Annotated in this window: 17 protein-coding genes; 2 read left to right on the top strand and 15 right to left on the bottom strand. The window is 45.9% G+C overall.

Going from position 1 to position 16273, the window contains the following annotated elements:
- Nucleotides 1-48 precede the first annotated feature (48 nt).
- Nucleotides 49-1059, bottom strand: coding sequence for a type I glyceraldehyde-3-phosphate dehydrogenase (gene gap / locus BEP19_RS15885; protein WP_120190913.1), 1011 nt, complete (start codon nt 1057-1059; stop codon nt 49-51).
- A gap of 203 nt (nt 1060-1262) precedes the next feature.
- Nucleotides 1263-2639, bottom strand: coding sequence for an RNA polymerase factor sigma-54 (gene rpoN / locus BEP19_RS15890; RefSeq protein WP_245983656.1), 1377 nt, complete (start codon nt 2637-2639; stop codon nt 1263-1265).
- A 420-nt stretch (nt 2640-3059) separates the two neighbouring features.
- On the opposite strand from rpoN, the gene clpP reads away from it, so the two are divergent.
- Nucleotides 3060-3653 carry an ATP-dependent Clp endopeptidase proteolytic subunit ClpP gene (clpP, locus tag BEP19_RS15895; RefSeq protein ID WP_120190915.1) on the top strand — a complete coding sequence of 198 codons (594 nt, stop codon included), beginning with the start codon at nt 3060-3062 and terminating at the stop codon, nt 3651-3653.
- 73 nt (nt 3654-3726) lie between these two features.
- On the opposite strand, the gene BEP19_RS15900 is transcribed toward clpP, so the two are convergent.
- From BEP19_RS15900 to BEP19_RS15960, 13 genes are all read right to left on the bottom strand, one after another.
- Nucleotides 3727-3987, bottom strand: a complete 261-nt coding sequence (locus BEP19_RS15900; protein ID WP_425452794.1) for an HPr family phosphocarrier protein — start codon at nt 3985-3987, stop codon at nt 3727-3729.
- A gap of 43 nt (nt 3988-4030) precedes the next feature.
- Nucleotides 4031-4969, bottom strand: coding sequence for a DNA-binding protein WhiA (whiA, locus tag BEP19_RS15905; RefSeq protein ID WP_120190916.1), 939 nt, complete (start codon nt 4967-4969; stop codon nt 4031-4033).
- 12 nt (nt 4970-4981) lie between these two features.
- Complete coding sequence (locus tag BEP19_RS15910; RefSeq protein ID WP_120190917.1) at nt 4982-5959, bottom strand: gluconeogenesis factor YvcK family protein; 978 nt, start codon at nt 5957-5959, stop codon at nt 4982-4984.
- Nucleotides 5960-5978: 19 nt separating this feature from the next.
- Entirely contained in the window at nt 5979-6851 is an 873-nt protein-coding gene (gene rapZ, locus BEP19_RS15915; protein WP_120190918.1) for an RNase adapter RapZ, read from the bottom strand.
- Between the two features lie 110 nt (nt 6852-6961).
- Nucleotides 6962-7915, bottom strand: coding sequence for a thioredoxin-disulfide reductase (gene trxB / locus BEP19_RS15920; RefSeq protein WP_120190919.1), 954 nt, complete (start codon nt 7913-7915; stop codon nt 6962-6964).
- Nucleotides 7916-8021: 106 nt separating this feature from the next.
- Nucleotides 8022-9584: a tetratricopeptide repeat protein gene (locus BEP19_RS15925; protein ID WP_120190920.1), complete on the bottom strand. Its 1563-nt coding sequence runs from the start codon at nt 9582-9584 to the stop codon at nt 8022-8024.
- 120 nt (nt 9585-9704) lie between these two features.
- Entirely contained in the window at nt 9705-10334 is a 630-nt protein-coding gene (gene hisIE, locus BEP19_RS15930; protein ID WP_120190921.1) for a bifunctional phosphoribosyl-AMP cyclohydrolase/phosphoribosyl-ATP diphosphatase HisIE, read from the bottom strand.
- Entirely contained in the window at nt 10324-11091 is a 768-nt protein-coding gene (gene hisF / locus BEP19_RS15935) for an imidazole glycerol phosphate synthase subunit HisF (protein ID WP_120190922.1), read from the bottom strand. Before hisF ends, hisIE begins: the two co-directional genes overlap by 11 nt.
- 1 nt (nt 11092) lies before the next feature.
- Nucleotides 11093-11833 carry a 1-(5-phosphoribosyl)-5-[(5-phosphoribosylamino)methylideneamino]imidazole-4-carboxamide isomerase gene (gene hisA / locus BEP19_RS15940; RefSeq protein ID WP_120190923.1) on the bottom strand — a complete coding sequence of 247 codons (741 nt, stop codon included), beginning with the start codon at nt 11831-11833 and terminating at the stop codon, nt 11093-11095.
- Nucleotides 11834-11856: 23 nt separating this feature from the next.
- Nucleotides 11857-12441: an imidazoleglycerol-phosphate dehydratase HisB gene (gene hisB, locus BEP19_RS15945; protein WP_120190924.1), complete on the bottom strand. Its 585-nt coding sequence runs from the start codon at nt 12439-12441 to the stop codon at nt 11857-11859.
- A gap of 3 nt (nt 12442-12444) precedes the next feature.
- Entirely contained in the window at nt 12445-13725 is a 1281-nt protein-coding gene (hisD, locus tag BEP19_RS15950) for a histidinol dehydrogenase (RefSeq protein WP_211329370.1), read from the bottom strand.
- Nucleotides 13722-14357 (bottom strand): ATP phosphoribosyltransferase, encoded by a 636-nt coding sequence (hisG, locus tag BEP19_RS15955; protein WP_120190925.1) that lies wholly within the window; start codon nt 14355-14357, stop codon nt 13722-13724. Before hisG ends, hisD begins: the two co-directional genes overlap by 4 nt.
- Nucleotides 14350-15504, bottom strand: a complete 1155-nt coding sequence (locus BEP19_RS15960) for an ATP phosphoribosyltransferase regulatory subunit (protein ID WP_120190926.1) — start codon at nt 15502-15504, stop codon at nt 14350-14352. The genes hisG and BEP19_RS15960 overlap by 8 nt, the downstream gene beginning before the upstream one ends.
- Nucleotides 15505-15794: 290 nt before the next feature.
- On the opposite strand from BEP19_RS15960, the gene BEP19_RS15965 reads away from it, so the two are divergent.
- Nucleotides 15795-16250 carry a pyridoxamine 5'-phosphate oxidase family protein gene (locus BEP19_RS15965; RefSeq protein WP_120190927.1) on the top strand — a complete coding sequence of 152 codons (456 nt, stop codon included), beginning with the start codon at nt 15795-15797 and terminating at the stop codon, nt 16248-16250.
- The last annotated feature ends 23 nt before the right edge of the window (nt 16251-16273 follow it).

The raw sequence follows: 16273 nt of genomic DNA on the forward strand, positions 1-16273 counted from the left end.
AAAAGGGAGAAGCCCTGTCTCCCTTTTTTATGTTTGACCTCTTTTATTTTACTGTTCCAAGCCCTTTTTGGCAATAAATTCCGCTAAATCAAGCACCCGATTCGAATAACCCCATTCGTTATCATACCATGAAATGACTTTTACGAGGTTCCCTTCAAGAACCATTGTCGATAGAGCATCGATTGTAGAAGAGGCCGAATCCCCGTTAAAATCACTTGAAACAAGCGGTTCCTCCGTATACCCTAAAATGCCTTGCAACGGACCTTCAGCCGCTTCGCGAAAAGCGCCGTTTACTTCTTCTACCGTCACATCTCGCTCTAGTTCCGCGACCAAATCAACGACCGATACATTCGGAGTCGGCACACGAATCGCAAATCCGTTTAACTTTCCTTTTAGCTCAGGCAACACGATTCCAACCGCCTTCGCCGCGCCCGTCGATGTTGGAATAATATTTTCAGCAGCGGCCCGAGCCCGACGTAAATCTTTATGCGGCAAGTCTAAAATTTGTTGGTCATTTGTATAGGAATGCACCGTCGTCATCAATCCGCGCCGAATCCCGAACTGATCATGCAACACTTTCGCAAAAGGAGCCAAACAGTTGGTTGTGCATGATGCGTTTGAAATGATCCGATGGTTTTGCGGATCGTACTGCTCTTCATTTACGCCTAACACGACTGTAATATCAACATCTGTGCCCGGAGCCGAAATAATTACGCGTTTCGCTCCCGCCTCCAGATGTTTTGCCGCATCTTCGCGTTTTGTAAAACGTCCTGTGCTTTCTAAAACAATATCAACGCCAAGCTTACCCCAATCCAGTTGAGCTGGATCACGTTCGGCAAACACCGTTAATTTTTTTCCATCCACAATAATCGTATCGCCGTCCACTTTTACATCCGTGTTTAGCTTACCATGAACAGTATCATATTTTAAGAGATGAGCTAACGATTTTGCGTCCGTTAGATCATTAACTGCAACAATTTCTATATTTGGATACGCTAAGGCGGCTCGAAACACATTTCTACCGATTCGACCAAACCCGTTAATCCCGATTCTCACCATTCAAATTCCTCCCTCAATTTCCCACCATACTCTACCTCATTATACTTCATTTTCACACGTTGGTTTAATACAACCATTAGTATGATGCAGGATCGATTCATCCATTCGTTCGATACGAGGCAGTTTACGTCGCGGAGTCTTGTCAGGTGCCGCTAGCCCCCCAGAACAAGCCCTAATTTCTAAATTAGAAGCCTGTTGTTCAATCAACGGTATCTCTTTCTTTTTGCGGAAGGCAAAATACCGAGTTGCTCCCGGTATTTTGCCACTGTTCTGCGTGAAATCGAGATGCCTTCCGCATTCAAACGGTCACTCAATTTTTGGTCGGATAGCGGTCGGCTCCCGTCCTCTTTCTTAATCCACGCGCTTAACTTTGCTTTGACACTCTCCGATGAGGTCATCTCGCCGCGTATTGTCGACACGCCAGATGAAAAGAAGTATTTTAGCGGAAAGATACCGCGAGGCGTTTGCGCGTACTTGTGATCCGTCGCCCGACTAACGGTCGATTCATGAGCCCCGATCACCTCCGCAATTTCTTTAAGTGTCATCGGCTTTAAAAAAGCGACTCCCTTTTCAAAGAACGATCGCTGGGTATGAACGATCGCTTCCGTTACGCGATAGAGCGTCAAGTTGCGTTGTTCGATGCTTTTAATTAACCAGCGAGCATCGCGCAGTTTTTCTCGCATATAGTGGCGGACCTCTTGTTCTTGCCGACTAATTGTTCGGTAATTTTCGCTAATCTTCAGATGAGCCGCAAAGCGGTCATTGACCGAAATGATCCATTCATTTGCCGCGCGATCAACAAATACATCCGGAATGATATAGTGGGAAATAAAACGTTCGTAACGTAAACCGGGTCGCGGGTCCAAGTCACGGATCTGGTCGATGGCTGCTTGGACTTGTTGCAAGCTCACTTTTAGACTCGTCGCAATTTGCTGCATTTTTCCATCCGCTAATGCTTGAATATGATTTTTGACAATCTGATAAGCAAGGCTTTCTCCCATTCCTTTTACCGATAACTGGATCATTAAACATTCTTTTAAATTTCTGGCTCCGATCCCATGCGGCTCTAAACTTTGCACAATCCCCAAGGCCTTTCTTGCCTCTTTAAGTTCAACCTGACAAGCAACAGCTAGTTGTTCAACCGTCAAATCTAGGTACCCTTTTTCATCTAGATTTCCAACTAGGCAGGCGCAAACAGTTTGTAATCTGGCGTCAAGTGATTGAATTCCCGCGAGTTGCCCAAGCAACTCACTTTCGAGCGATTGCGTTTGGTCCGCTACCCGTTCTAACGGATCAAATTCATTGTCGATTGAGCGAACAGCCGAAGCGCTGTAGTCCCCTTGAGCGCGGGCCCGAATATAATCCGACCATTCAAAATTAGTTTCCGAAAGATGTTCGGAAAGATCTTCTCTAGAGGTTAGCTCTATATGGATTGGCTCCAGGGCTGGATTTTCATTCATCTGTTGATGGATAAAATCAACAAGATCAGCGGCAGACAACTGTAAGATCGCAATTGCCTGTCTTAATTCCGCGGTCATCGCCAATTTCATGCTCTGCTCCTGAAAGAAACCGTAACCCATTTGCACGTGGTTGTCCCCTCTTTCATCACGTTCAACTATTTTTGTCTGTCTATTTATATGCGCAGACATTCCACTAATGCCGCGGCAAATCGAACGTAGCCTCTTGTCAAAAAGTGAGGTATTTTGAAGAATGTTTGTAATTGAAAACGCTTTCTATGTGAGCTATACTTAACCTAATCCTGATACCATTGTTCAGGTTTCTCTCCACTCCTATCTTATCCATCCCACCGAATCGGTTCGGTGGATTTTTTTTGCGTTATTGTCGGCGAAGTATAAAATAGGGTCCAAATGTGAATATAGTAAGGGACTGGAAATAAATTATTTTGACCTTCATTGACCTTCAGCTTTATTTCATGTACTATGTAGATGTAAGCGTGTAATTAATACAATAGCGCCTAAAAACTGAGAGGAGGATCTTTGATGTTAGTACCTACCGTCATCGAACAAACCAATCGTGGAGAACGAGCTTATGATATTTATTCTCGATTACTGAAGGATCGGATTATCTTCCTTGGTACGCCGATTAATGATGTTGTAGCGAATAGCGTTGTCGCTCAGCTGTTATTTTTGGCGGCGGAGGACCCAGATAAAGATATCAATCTGTACATAAATAGTCCTGGCGGTTCAATTACTGCGGGCATGGCGATTTATGATACGATGCAATTCATTAAGCCTGATGTATCGACGATCTGTATTGGAATGGCCGCAAGCATGGGGGCCTTTCTGCTTTGCGCGGGGACGAAGGGCAAGCGCTTTGCTCTTCCAAATAGCGAAGTGATGATCCACCAGCCATTAGGCGGGGCGCAAGGGCAAGCAAGCGATATTGAAATCAGCGCGAAACGCATCATTCGTATGCGTGATCATCTTAACTCGATCATGGCCGAACGTACAGGTCAACCGAAAGAACGGTTAGAGCAAGACACGGATCGCGATAACTTTATGAGCGCCGCGGAAGCGAAAGACTATGGATTGATTGACGATGTTATCCAAAATATTGAACAACAGAAAAAATAAACAAGTCGCCTGCGGGCGGCTTGTTTTATTGTTATGGCAGGCAGAAAAAAGAGCCCTGTTCAGGGGGCCCCTCTTACACTTCTTCTTTTTCTACAAGCGCTTTCAAACTAGCGACCGCTTCACTAGCGTCAGTTCCTTCCGCGGAGATCGCGATTTCGGTTCCCGTCCGCACCGCTAGACTCATGATCCCCATGATGCTCTTAGCATTAACCTTCTTACTCCCTTTTTCTACAAAAACATCCGCTGTATATTTATTTGCTTCTTGGACAAAGAATGCTGCTGGGCGTGCTTGCAAGCCTGTTCTCAACCTAACTGTCGTAAGTTCGCGAGCCACGTTCATTCCTCCCATTCCCTTCGTTTCCTATGGATTTATTATATCATAAAGAAGGGTGTTCTTTTAATTTGTTAGCGATTTCATTTAGTTTTCTCAGACGATGGTTAATGCCCGATTTACTAATTTTCCCGCTCGGAATCACTTCGCCAAGCTCGGATAAATTTAGATCCGTATGTTTCATGCGCGCTTCCGCCACTTCCCGAAGCTTATCGGGTAGTTTTTCTAAGCCCATTTTTCGCTCAATCAATTTAATGTTTTCAATGTGTTTCATTGCTGCTGTAACCGTCTTATTTAGATTGGCGGTTTCACAATTAACGAGACGATTCACCGAATTGCGCATGTCCCTGACAATTCGCACGTCTTCAAAATACAGCAAAGCCTGATGGGCTCCAATCAAACTAAGAAATTCAGTAATTTTTTCGCCTTCTTTTAAGTACATCACGAACCCTTTTTTTCGCTCAATATACCGAGCATTTAACCTAAAACGATTCGTCAACGCTTTTAAATCTTTACAATGCTGCTGATAGATTGTAAAAATCTCTAAGTGGTAACTATTTGATTCAGGATGATTGACAGAACCTCCCGCCAGAAACGCTCCTCTTAAATAAGCCCGTTGACAACAATCTTTCTGAATCGTTTCCGTTGGAATTCCTTGGGTGATCGTCCCATCGCGATAAATTTGTAGAGACTCGAGAATATCCTGGGCCCCTGTCGATAGACGCACGATATAAACGTTATTCTTCTTTAATTGCATCTTTTTACGAGCCAGCAGTTCCAGATGAATGTCAAATTGCTCTTTTAAAAGGGTATAGATGCGCCGAGCAATCGCCGCATTTTCCGTGACGATATCGAGCAAAAAACGCCCGTTACCAAACCGAATGCTTCCATTCATACGGATCAACGCCGCCAACTCCGCTTGTGAACAGCACGGCGTTCGATCCAATTGCGTTAGTTCTTTTTTGGTTAAGGCTGCAAAAGACAATGATCAGTCACCTCACTTCGACTCAAGGAGTCCCATGATCGCATCCCCTACCTTTAATGCGTTATGACGCAGGTAAGTTTCATAGATCACAAAATTGTCCTCAATGATCTCAAAACCAAAGCGGCTTAACCTTTCCGGATGATACGCAACGGGCAAAGCTCCTTTTTCTTTGTACCTGGCCAACACAGCACTCGGAATTTGCGCGTTGTTCACGATAATCGTTTGGAACAAATCGGCGCCGACATGATTATACAAGGCGTTCACATGATCAGCCGCGTCATAATGGTCTGTTTCGCCTGGTTGAGTCATGACGTTACAAATGTAAGCTTTCTTCGCAGACGCATCTTTCACTGCCCGTGAAATTCCCGGCACGAGTAAATTAGGTAAAATACTCGTATATAAACTGCCCGGACCGAGCAAGATCAAATCCGCTTGATAAATCGCCTCGATTGCCTCTTCAAGCGGATCAACGTCTTTGGGCTCTAAAAAAACACGCTTGATTTTCTTGCCCGTTTTCGGGATTTGCGATTCACCAGAGACGATCGTGCCGTCTTCCATCTCCGCATTTAAAATAATCGCTTGATTCGCGGCGGGCAAAACTTGTCCGCGCACTGCTAAAACACGGCTAATTTCTTTGACAGCCGTCACAAAATCACCTGTAATTTCTTTCATCGCGGCAATAAATAAATTGCCTAAACTATGCCCCGCTAAACCCGCTCCAGAGGAAAAACGATGTTGAAACAAACTCGCCAGCAAAGGTTCTGTATCCGCTAAGGCAACGATTACGTTGCGAATGTCGCCTGGCGGCGGCATGGATAATTCTTCGCGCAGACGCCCTGAACTACCGCCGTCATCAGCGACTGTGACGATAGCGGTAATATCCATTGGTTTTTCCTTCAATCCGCGCACAAGCACAGACAAGCCAGTTCCTCCGCCGATCACGACGACCTTTTTAAGCTGTTCTCCTTCAAGCTCGGCGACCCTTTCCATCTCTGACACCTCACTCTTATTACGAGCGACGATCTCTTTCAATATCGCGGTGACTTACCCTCGTAATATAGTTTTCTTTAAACTTCTGACCAAGATGCTCGACGATGGAGACAGAGCGGTGTTTTCCACCAGTGCAACCGATTCCAATCACGAGTTGGCTTTTCCCTTCCCGCTGGTAATGCGGCAGCGTGTAACCGATAAAATCATCTAATTTCTCGAGAAATTCAATTGATTGATCCCACTGAAAAACATAATCAGAAACTTCTGATTCGAGCCCTGTCTTTGGCCGCAATTCATCGATATAATGCGGGTTTGGCAAAAACCGTACATCAAAGACAAGATCCGCATCAATCGGAATCCCATATTTAAAACCGAAAGAAGTAATGTTAACGATCATCTTAGTTTCTATTGTTGAAAAATAACTCGCTATTTTTTCTTTTAACTGAACGGGCTTTAATTGACTGGAATCAACGATTAGGTTTGCTCTCCCTTTCAGTTCCTCTAGCATTTTCCGTTCCGCTTCAATCCCTTCCAATGGAAGCCCCTCTGGGGCAAGCGGGTGACGTCGTCTCGTTTCTTTATAGCGCTGCACAAGAATTTGATTGGATGAATCTAAAAATAAGATTTGATGATGAATGTGTTGCATTTCCTCTAACTGCGAAAGCGCGTCGGATAGCGTGTCAAAAAATTCGCGACCGCGCAGGTCAATGACAAGGGCAACCTTTTTTATCCTTCCGCCCGACTGTTCAATTAATTCGGCGAATTTAGGGATCAATTGCGGCGGTAAATTATCCACACAAAAGAAGCCTAAATCCTCTAAACTTTGCACGGCAACCGTTTTTCCCGCTCCCGACATCCCTGTAATTATAAGAAGATTGATCTGTTCCGACATGACTTGCCACCTCAATCCTTTTCCATAAATTCTATTTTACCATCTACTATAAAAAAAAGCAGCGTGATTCCACTGAATCACGCCTTTGTACTCAAGAATTGTCTCAATTTTTAATTAGTTTGCTCTTCTTTTAACTTTTCTTCTAAGTCTTCGACATAAATCTGGGCGCTTTGCGCGGCGATTCCGCCGTCACCTGTCGCTGTTACGATTTGCCGCAATAGCTTTTCTCGAACATCACCCGCGGCAAAAACCCCATCCACTTCTGTTTTCATATTTTCATCGGTCAAAATATAGCCCGCTTCGTTCGTAATCGCTAAGTTTTCAAATGGCTTTGTTAACGGATCCATTCCCACATAGATAAACGCTCCATCACAAGCATATTCTGTTTGCTCGCCGGTTTTTACATCTTCAATCAAAACACCGCTTACTTTTGAATCTCCTTTGATTTCCTTAACGACAGAATCCCAGATCACCTCGATCTTTGGATTCTCAAAGGCGCGGTCTTGGATGATCTTCTGGGCGCGGAACTCATCGCGACGATGAATGATCGTTACTTTCGAGGCAAAACGGGTTAAGAAAATCGCTTCTTCCACCGCCGAGTCCCCTCCGCCGATGACAACCAGTTCCTTCTCACGGAAGAACGCTCCGTCACAAACCGCGCAATACGAAACGCCGCGACCGGTAAATTCCTTTTCACCTGGAGCGCCTAACAATCGATGTTCAGCCCCTGTGCAAATAATCAACGATTTTGCTAAATATTCCTGATCGCCAACGAACACTTTTTTGTACGGATAACTGTTCTCCACCCCTGATATGTCCCCGTAAGCATATTCAGCGCCAAGTTTGGTCGCGTGATCATACATTTTCGTCGACAAATCAGGTCCAAGGATTGATTCATAACCAGGATAATTTTCAATCGCTTCTGTATTTGCCATCTGTCCGCCTGGCATCCCTCTCTCTAACAATAAGGTAGACATATTTGCTCTCGCTGTATAAACGGCTGCCGTTAACCCTGCGGGCCCGGCCCCGACAATAATCACATCGTACACTTTCGATTCCATCATCCAACCATCCTTTCTCAATTAAATAGCTGTCATGTTAGTATACTTTATATCTATAATTATTCCAAATAACAAGGAACCTGTACAACGCAGGTTCCTTGATTTTTTCTTATTTTTCGCGAATCGTATCCACGTTTTTCTTCACAGTTTGAGCGCTGACACTATAGCTTTGCGCCAGTTCTTTATACGAGGTCGGCGTAATCAAATATTCAAGCGCCGCCGCCCACGCTTTTGGCTTGCGAATGATCGGCACATTTGGATAACGCGCTTGGATAAATTCCGTCCACAACTGTTGAGCCGCTTCCTGCTCCTCACCCGTTAACCGATCACGCAAACAATTAACCACCTCTTTCCAACTGGATCGCCAGCGAATTGTAGGTTGATTAGAACCTGCATAGCCTAACGTGCCTAGCACAAAGTTAGCCATCTGTTTCAGATCGTCCTCTTGTTCAGGATCAGCTACAAACTCTTTCAGCGCTTCAATTACCTCTTGATCCCCTAACCATTCAAACGCTTGCAGCACTTGTAATTTCGTTTCCCGATCCCCATGCCGCAAAGCCCACAGGAAAGAAGAACGAATGAACGGGTCGCGTTCCATGCTATCTTGCAAAGCTTCTTTTTTCTTTGATTCCTGATAATGATGGGGAACTTGATAATAATAGGGCGCTTCCCTATGCGTCTGCCCACTCTCAATCCAATCCAAATAGTAAGGCGCAATCGGCGACTCGGGATCTTCGCGCTGCACCCACTTCCAATATTTCTTCGCCTCTTGGTAGCGGCCAAGATTAAATGCTGAAACCGCGCAATAGTGGTACAAATGAAAATCGAGCCGCCAGGCATACGCGGACATTTTTTTGAACAGTTGGTAAGCGGCGTCATGCTCGCCTAACACACCAAGCGTAATGCCTAGTTTATAGGCTTGGTCATATTGAAGCGGTATGATCTTACGCAACTCTTTTAGCAACGCGCTCAGTTCTTCTAATTCCTGTTGTTGATAATAAAGGATCGCTAAGTTGCACAGCGCATGGATATTGCAAGGATCCTGCTCCAATACGGATCGGATCATTTGATGCGCCTTCTCAATCTCCCCTTTATAGTAATAACAAAGCGAAAGGTTGTTTCTAGCGGCAATAAAATCAGGATGATCCTCTAGTAATTGCGATAACAATTTTTCCGCCTGCTGAAATCTTCCTTCCTCCATCATCGTTCTCGCTTGTTCGTGGAGAATCGTCTTTTCATCCTCTTCCAAGTTTAAATCTTCTGTTAAAGGAGGATGATTCAAATCTTGAGCGACATACTCCAAAATTTCAACCGCATCTTTGGCAAAGCGCCCTTTCGGATCTTTGCGCAAATAAAGATAGGCGTGTTCCTCCGCTTGCTCTAGCAAATCCATATATACATAGTTACAGGCCAAATAATAATGGCATTCCGCAGCATTATCATCGAATTTTTTTAAAACATTCATTAAAATTTCATTAGACTCTGAAAACTTTCCAAGGTGTCCGAGCACCCCCGCCATATTGCATAGATGACTTGGGTTTTTCGGTTCCATCTCTCCCGCGCGTTTAAAGTAGCGCAATGCCTTGGAATAATTATAGCGGTCGAGGGAACGATTCGCTCTTTCCGCAAAAAAGTCGGCTGTCAATTTTAACGATATAATATTTGAAGACATGTTGACTCCTCACATCCCATTTGATAGTTCCAGTATATCATATTTACAGTTAATAAAAAGATTTGGAAATTATTTGATGCTCGCTTGGAGGCAAAAAAAAGAGACCCTCGCTGGATCTCTTTAAGATTCGAATCGTTTCGATAGTTCGTTTAATACTTCGTCGAAAGAAAGCTGTTGTTCACGCAGCAAGACGAGCAAATGGTAAATTAAGTCACTTGTCTCATAGCGAAGTTCATCATGATCCCGATTTTTGGCGGCAATGATCACTTCACTCGCTTCCTCCCCAACCTTCTTCAAAATTTTATCGACGCCTTCCTCAAACAAATACGTTGTGTACGCCCCTTCGGGCCGCTCGGCATGTCGCTTGGCGATCAATGTTTCAAGGTTCGCTATGATATTAAAACGATCTGATCCCATTGGCTCGGATTCACCATTAAGCGACCGAAAGCAACTGTACGTGTTTTCGTGGCAGGCTGGACCGGCAGGTTCCACTTTAATCAACAACGTATCCCCATCGCAATCGAGGGCGATGTTGTTCACTTGTTGCGTATTCCCTGATGTCGCTCCCTTATGCCACAATTGTTGTCGCGAACGACTCCAAAACCATGTTTGCCCGCTTTCGATTGTTTTCTGAAGCGACTCCTTATTCATATAGGCCATCATCAGCACTTCTTTACTTTGCGCGTCCTGCACGACAGTCGGAATTAAGCCGCTCTCATCAAATTTTATTTTCTCCCAATCAACTTTCATCGCGAACCTCGACTCCTTTCTCCTTAAGAAACCGCTTCACGTCCCGAATCGTTACTTCTTTATAATGAAAGATCGAGGCGGCCAAGCCTGCAGCCGCTTTGCCTTCTGTAAAAGCGGCTAGGAAATGGTCCGCATTTCCTGCTCCGCCCGAGGCGATTACAGGGATTTGAACCGCTTCCGCAATCGCCCGCGTTAAACCAATATCAAAACCGTCTTTATGCCCGTCGGCGTTCATGCTCGTTAGTAAAATTTCGCCCGCCCCAAACGATTCTGCCTGTTTGGCCCATTCAACCGCGTCTAAACCACTTTGCGTACGCCCGCCATGTGTGTACACATCCCATGCTTGCCGTTGTTCATTCCAACTGGCGTCAATCGCAACGACAATCGCCGCAGAACCAAAGGCTTGGGCCCCTTCGCTAATCAACTCAGGATTGGCAGCTGCTGACGTATTCATCGACACCTTGTTAGCTCCCGCTTGCAGAACGCGTCGCATATCTTCGACACTATTTATCCCGCCGCCGACAGTTAACGGAATCGTCAATTTTTCAGCCGCCGCTCGGATGACGTCAACCATGGTAGCTCGTCCTTCCTGCGATGCGGATATATCCAGCAGGACAAGCTCATCGGCCCCCTCGCGACTATACAGTTCCGCCAGTTCGACAGGATCACCCGCGTCACGCAAGCCGACAAAGCTAACCCCTTTTACAACGCGTCCATCTTTCACATCGAGACAAGGGATGATTCGTTTCGTGCCCATCCTAGTTCACCTCGACTTCTTTTAACGCATCAGCAAGTGTAAAACGGTCCATATAGAGCGCTTTACCGACGATCACACCGCTAATCCCGTCCGCCGCGTGGGGAGCCAATTGTTTCAGGTCCTCCATCTTGCTGACTCCGCCCGAAGCAATTACCGTCACATTCGCTTCACGCGCCAGTTCAAGGTTTCCTTTAATATTTGGTCCTTCCAGTGTGCCATCGCGGGCGATGTCGGTGTAAATGAACACCTCCGCCCCTTTTTTAGCTAACTCGCGAGCCAACGTGTCCGCTTTCACTTCCGATGTTTCCAACCAGCCGTGCGTCGCCACATACCCTTCGCGAGCATCAATGCCGATCACGATTTTCGAGCCGCCAAAGGTCGCCAACGCTTCTTCAGCAAACGGTCGATCTTGAATCGCAGAGGTTCCTAAAATAACGCGGGCAACTCCGCCATCCAAATACTTACGCGCATGTTCCATCGTTCGAATTCCCCCGCCAACTTGAATGGGAACGTTGACCGTCCGCGCCATTTCCAAGATCGCCTCATCATTGACAGGCGCCCCCGCCTTAGCTCCATCCAAGTCAACGACATGGATCCAAGCGGCGCCCTGCTGTTCCCACTGTTTTGCCATATCGACTGGAGAATCGCCATACACTGTTTCTTGATCATAATCTCCCTGAAACAACCGCACACATTTTCCGCCGCGAATATCGATCGCCGGATAGATGATAAATTCACTCATGCTAAAATCCCTCCTCGACCCTTTTACAGTAGTCCTTTTGTCGACGGCACACCTTTGACGCGCGGATCGATCGTCACCGCCTCATCTAAGGCTCGTCCCAACGCTTTGAAAATCGCCTCGATCATGTGATGCGTATTCATGCCGTAATGAAGAATGATATGTAAATTCATACGCGCTTCCAAGGCAAGTTTGGACATAAATTCATGAACCAATTCGGTCGGGAATTGACCCACCTGTTGGCTTGGATAAGAGGCCCGGTATTCCAAATGGGGCCGATTGCTTAAATCAATCACCACTTGAGCCAACGTTTCATCCATTGGAACGAATGAATTTCCGTACCGCTTGATTCCCTTTTTATCGCCGAGCGCCTCACGCAATACGTTTCCTAAACAGATCGCGACATCTTCCACTGTATGGTGGTAGTCGATCTCGATATCGCCAACCGCTTTTACGGTTAAGTCAAACTGCCCGTGTTTCGTAAATAAATCTAACATATGATCTAAAAAAGGAACGCCTGTATCAATCTCTGTCTTCCCTTCCCCATCGATCGAAAAACTTAATTCAACACTCGTTTCCGTTGTTTTACGACTAATTTGACTGCTACGCATCTTTTAGTTACCCCTTTCTTTCTTCAACCGCAATTCGATCGCTCGAGCATGGGCGGTTAATCCTTCCGATTCAGCCATAGCGATAATTTTCGGTCCATGTTCAAGTAAATCTTGCTTACTATATGAAATTAAACTCGATTTTTTAATGAAGTCATCCACATTTAACGGGGATGAAAAACGAGCGGTGCCATTCGTCGGAAGTACGTGGTTCGGCCCCGCAAAATAGTCTCCAACTGGCTCTGAACTGTATTCGCCAAGAAAGATCGCGCCTGCATTCTCAATTTTGCCTAGCTGCTCAAACGGATGCTCGATCATCACTTCGAGATGTTCAGGCGCAAGCTCGTTAACGACTTTGATCCCTTCTTCCAAATCCTCAACGAGACAGATCGCTCCATAATCCCGAATCGAAGCTTCAGCAATTTCTCGACGCGGCAAATTGGCGAGTTGCTGCTCCAATTCAATTTGCGTCTGCGCCGCTAACTCTTTTGACGGTGTGACCAACACGGCCGATGCCATCGGATCATGTTCCGCTTGCGACAACAGATCGGCCGCGATATAGGCTGGATTCGCCAGTTCATCAGCTAATACAACAATTTCACTTGGTCCAGCGACCATATCAATGTCAACAAGACCGAACACCTCACGTTTCGCCAGGGCAACATAAATGTTACCGGGCCCGACAATTTTATCAACTGATCGGATGGTCTTTGTCCCGTACGCGAGGGCTGCGATCGCTTGCGCTCCACCAACTTTGAAAATTTCAGTTACACCCGCAATTTTCGCGGCGGTAAGCACCCCCGGATCAATGCGACCTTCTTGATTCGGGGGCGTCACCATCACAATTTCTTTCACACCCGCAACTTGAGCGGGAATCGCGTTCATCAGTACTGATGAAGGATAAGCCGCCGTGCCGCCAGGAACATAAATCCCGACCCGTTGCAATGGACGCACCAACTGACCAAGCATCGTTCCTGTCGGTGAGGTTTCGATCCACGATTGACGCGCTTGTTTTTCATGAAAACGTCGAATATTAATGGCAGCCGCTTCTAACGCTTCCCGCACTTGCGAGGACACCTCATCAAGCGCGTTGTTCCGTTCCTGTTCGGTCACAGCCAGCTGCTCTAAGCGAACACGATCAAACTGTTCTGTAAAGGAAAAGACAGCCTGATCTCCTGTTTCCTTTACAGCGCTTATGATAGATAGTACGGCTTGGCGCTGAGTTTCTGTTCCTGTGTCGACATCTCTTTTTGTAGAGAAGTGAGCGGCGTTGACGATCTTGATCATACTTCTACTCCTTTCGGAACCACGGTTGAAAATTTATCAATTATAAAATCAATGGCCTCGCTCTTCATCCGATAACTAACCCGATTGGCAATCAATCGGCTCGTAATCGAGGTGATCGTTTCCAACTCAACTAAGCCGTTATCTTTTAACGTTTGACCCGTCGATACAATATCGACAATCCGATCCGCCAAACCAATTAACGGGGCCAGCTCAATCGAACCGTTCAGCTTGATAATTTCGACCTGAGCTCCTTGTTCACGGAAGTAGCGCGACGCTAATTTCGGAAATTTGGTGGCTACTCGCGGCGCGTCTGTTGGCTGCCAATCAGGCAGACCCGCCACAGACAACCGACAGGCGCTAATCTTTAAATCGAGCAATTCATATACATCGCGTTCTTCTTCCAGCAACACATCTTTGCCAACGACACCGATATCGGCGACACCATATTCAACATACGTCGGCACATCGACAGGCTTTGCTAGAATAAAGTCCATTCCCGCCTCTTCAACAGGGATAATCAACTTACGTGACTCCTCAAATTCGGGCGGAATAGCCAAACCCGCTCGACGCAGTAGCTCCACCGCTTCTTCAAAAATTCTTCCCTTCGGCATTGCCACGGTCAATCTAGGCATCGACTCCACCTCCTCTGAGATCGATCAATCCATCCACAGGCGCGCTGGGCGGGACGGTTCCCATGATGACGATTGCTTCACCGCGCAGCTCCCGCGCTTTACGAATCGCCTGCGCCCTCGTTTGCTGATCATAAATAATATACATCTTTCTTTCTGTCGATTGCGGTTGTAATGGCGACGCTTCAATTAAACGGTCCATCTTAATCGCAAAGCCTGTCGACGGGTTATCGACGCCAAAACGAGAAATCAACTGATCATACCGTCCTCCGCCGCACACAGGCCAACCTTGATCCTTGGCGTACCCCTCAAACAAAATACCTGTATAATAATCCAAACTGCTTAGCAAATTTAAATCAAACATAATATATTCGGTCACTTCATACGCTTCAAGAGCCAACCACAATTGTTGCAAATTACGGACCGCTTCGCGCGCGCGACCATTGACCGTCAACGCTTCCGCATCCGCTAAACGATTGATTCCGCCGCGCAACTTCAAAAGACCGATTAAACGTTCTTTCTCTGTGGCAGCGATCGGTAGGTTGTCCACATCTTCCCGAAACCCAACATAATCAAATTGATGCAGCCGCTCTTTCAGCCTGACTCGATCCTCTTCTTTCGGGACGGTTTCTTCCAATAATCCTTCGATAAACCCAACATGTCCGACAACAATTTTGAACTTCTCTAAACCTGCAGCCCGCAATGCCTCTGATGCCAACGCAATCACTTCCGCATCAGCGTCAATCGTCTCATCCCCGATCAGTTCGACCCCGCTTTGCGTAAATTCAGCATTGCGTCCCGCTTCATGATGTTGCGCCCGAAACACACTCGTATTATACATCAAGCGTAACGGACGCGGTTCATCTTTTAGTAAAGATGATACAACGCGGGCGATCGGTGTCGTCACATCCGGTCTCATCACTAATGTTCGGCCTTGACGGTCCAACAATTTAAACAAGCGATTATCGAGCGTGGCGCTTGCTTCGCCCACCGTCTCGTAATATTCCAACGTCGGCGTCAAAATTTCTTGATATCCCCAACGCATCATACATTGATTCACTCTATATTCGATATCCCGTTGTTTCGCTAACAGATCCGGGAGATAGTCCCGCATCCCTAATGGTTTCTCAAAACTAAGCGGCTTGCTCACGCCGATCCACCTCTTTTACTCTACTTACTTTAGCCTGCTAATAAGATAAAGTGTTTATTGTTGTTAGCATTTTAACACAGTTTCCCAAATAGCGTCAACCTTTTGAAATCAAACCGATTATACTTCCGCTAGTTCGAAAAAAGTAGTCTCCCGCCGACCACGTTTACGCATTCTATTCTTTTAAAAACAGTCCATATTTGCGTTAAACGGTTTACATATCTTAAAATATCCAAGTAAGGGATTATTTTGCAGACAATCATTCTGCAGTAATATATAGAGGAGGTTTTAAAATGGCAGCAAAGGAACAACAAACAACCATTTCTACCGAAATGGAACCCTATCTTAGCGGGGAAAGTTTAATTTTTTTATCGACAGTTGAGGCTGACAGCCAAACACCGAGCGTTTCCGCGATCTCCTGGGTGAAAATGAAAGACAACAAAACGATCCGCATCTCGGTATCAAGTTCTTCTCGCATCGTTGATAACATCAAAGCGAACAAGCGGGTTTCACTTGCCTTTATCGGAAACGAGACTGTCTACTCAATTACTGGCGACGCCACCGTTTTGGAAGATGCGATGGAAGGAATCAACATGCGGTTAGCAAAAATTGAGGTAAAGCTAGACCAAGTATTCGAAAGCATGTTCTGGGGCGCAAAAATTACACAAGAACCGACCTATGAAAAAACATACGATCCAGAAAAGGCGAAAAAGTTAGATGATGATGTGTACGAATTACTAATGAAATAAGTGAAAGGGAGGCTCACTTGAGC

It is taken from the genome of Ammoniphilus oxalaticus (genome assembly GCF_003609605.1).
GTDB classification, from domain to species: domain Bacteria; phylum Bacillota; class Bacilli; order Aneurinibacillales; family RAOX-1; genus Ammoniphilus; species Ammoniphilus oxalaticus.

What these genes read in the sequence shown, in the direction of transcription:
- hisIE (WP_120190921.1), bottom strand. Translation starts at nt 10,334, where the DNA reads ATGAAAGTTGATTGGGAGAAAATAAAATTTGATGAGAGCGGCTTAATT.
- clpP (WP_120190915.1), top strand. Translation starts at nt 3,060, where the DNA reads ATGTTAGTACCTACCGTCATCGAACAAACCAATCGTGGAGAACGAGCT.
- hisD (WP_211329370.1), bottom strand. Translation starts at nt 13,725, where the DNA reads ATGATCAAGATCGTCAACGCCGCTCACTTCTCTACAAAAAGAGATGTC.
- hisB (WP_120190924.1), bottom strand. Translation starts at nt 12,441, where the DNA reads ATGCGTAGCAGTCAAATTAGTCGTAAAACAACGGAAACGAGTGTTGAA.
- hisG (WP_120190925.1), bottom strand. Translation starts at nt 14,357, where the DNA reads ATGCCTAGATTGACCGTGGCAATGCCGAAGGGAAGAATTTTTGAAGAA.
- BEP19_RS15925 (WP_120190920.1), bottom strand. Translation starts at nt 9,584, where the DNA reads ATGTCTTCAAATATTATATCGTTAAAATTGACAGCCGACTTTTTTGCG.
- hisF (WP_120190922.1), bottom strand. Translation starts at nt 11,091, where the DNA reads ATGGGCACGAAACGAATCATCCCTTGTCTCGATGTGAAAGATGGACGC.
- gap (WP_120190913.1), bottom strand. Translation starts at nt 1,059, where the DNA reads ATGGTGAGAATCGGGATTAACGGGTTTGGTCGAATCGGTAGAAATGTG.
- BEP19_RS15910 (WP_120190917.1), bottom strand. Translation starts at nt 5,959, where the DNA reads ATGGAAAGGGTCGCCGAGCTTGAAGGAGAACAGCTTAAAAAGGTCGTC.
- rpoN (WP_245983656.1), bottom strand. Translation starts at nt 2,639, where the DNA reads ATGGGTTACGGTTTCTTTCAGGAGCAGAGCATGAAATTGGCGATGACC.
- rapZ (WP_120190918.1), bottom strand. Translation starts at nt 6,851, where the DNA reads ATGTCGGAACAGATCAATCTTCTTATAATTACAGGGATGTCGGGAGCG.
- BEP19_RS15965 (WP_120190927.1), top strand. Translation starts at nt 15,795, where the DNA reads ATGGCAGCAAAGGAACAACAAACAACCATTTCTACCGAAATGGAACCC.
- trxB (WP_120190919.1), bottom strand. Translation starts at nt 7,915, where the DNA reads ATGATGGAATCGAAAGTGTACGATGTGATTATTGTCGGGGCCGGGCCC.
- hisA (WP_120190923.1), bottom strand. Translation starts at nt 11,833, where the DNA reads ATGAGTGAATTTATCATCTATCCGGCGATCGATATTCGCGGCGGAAAA.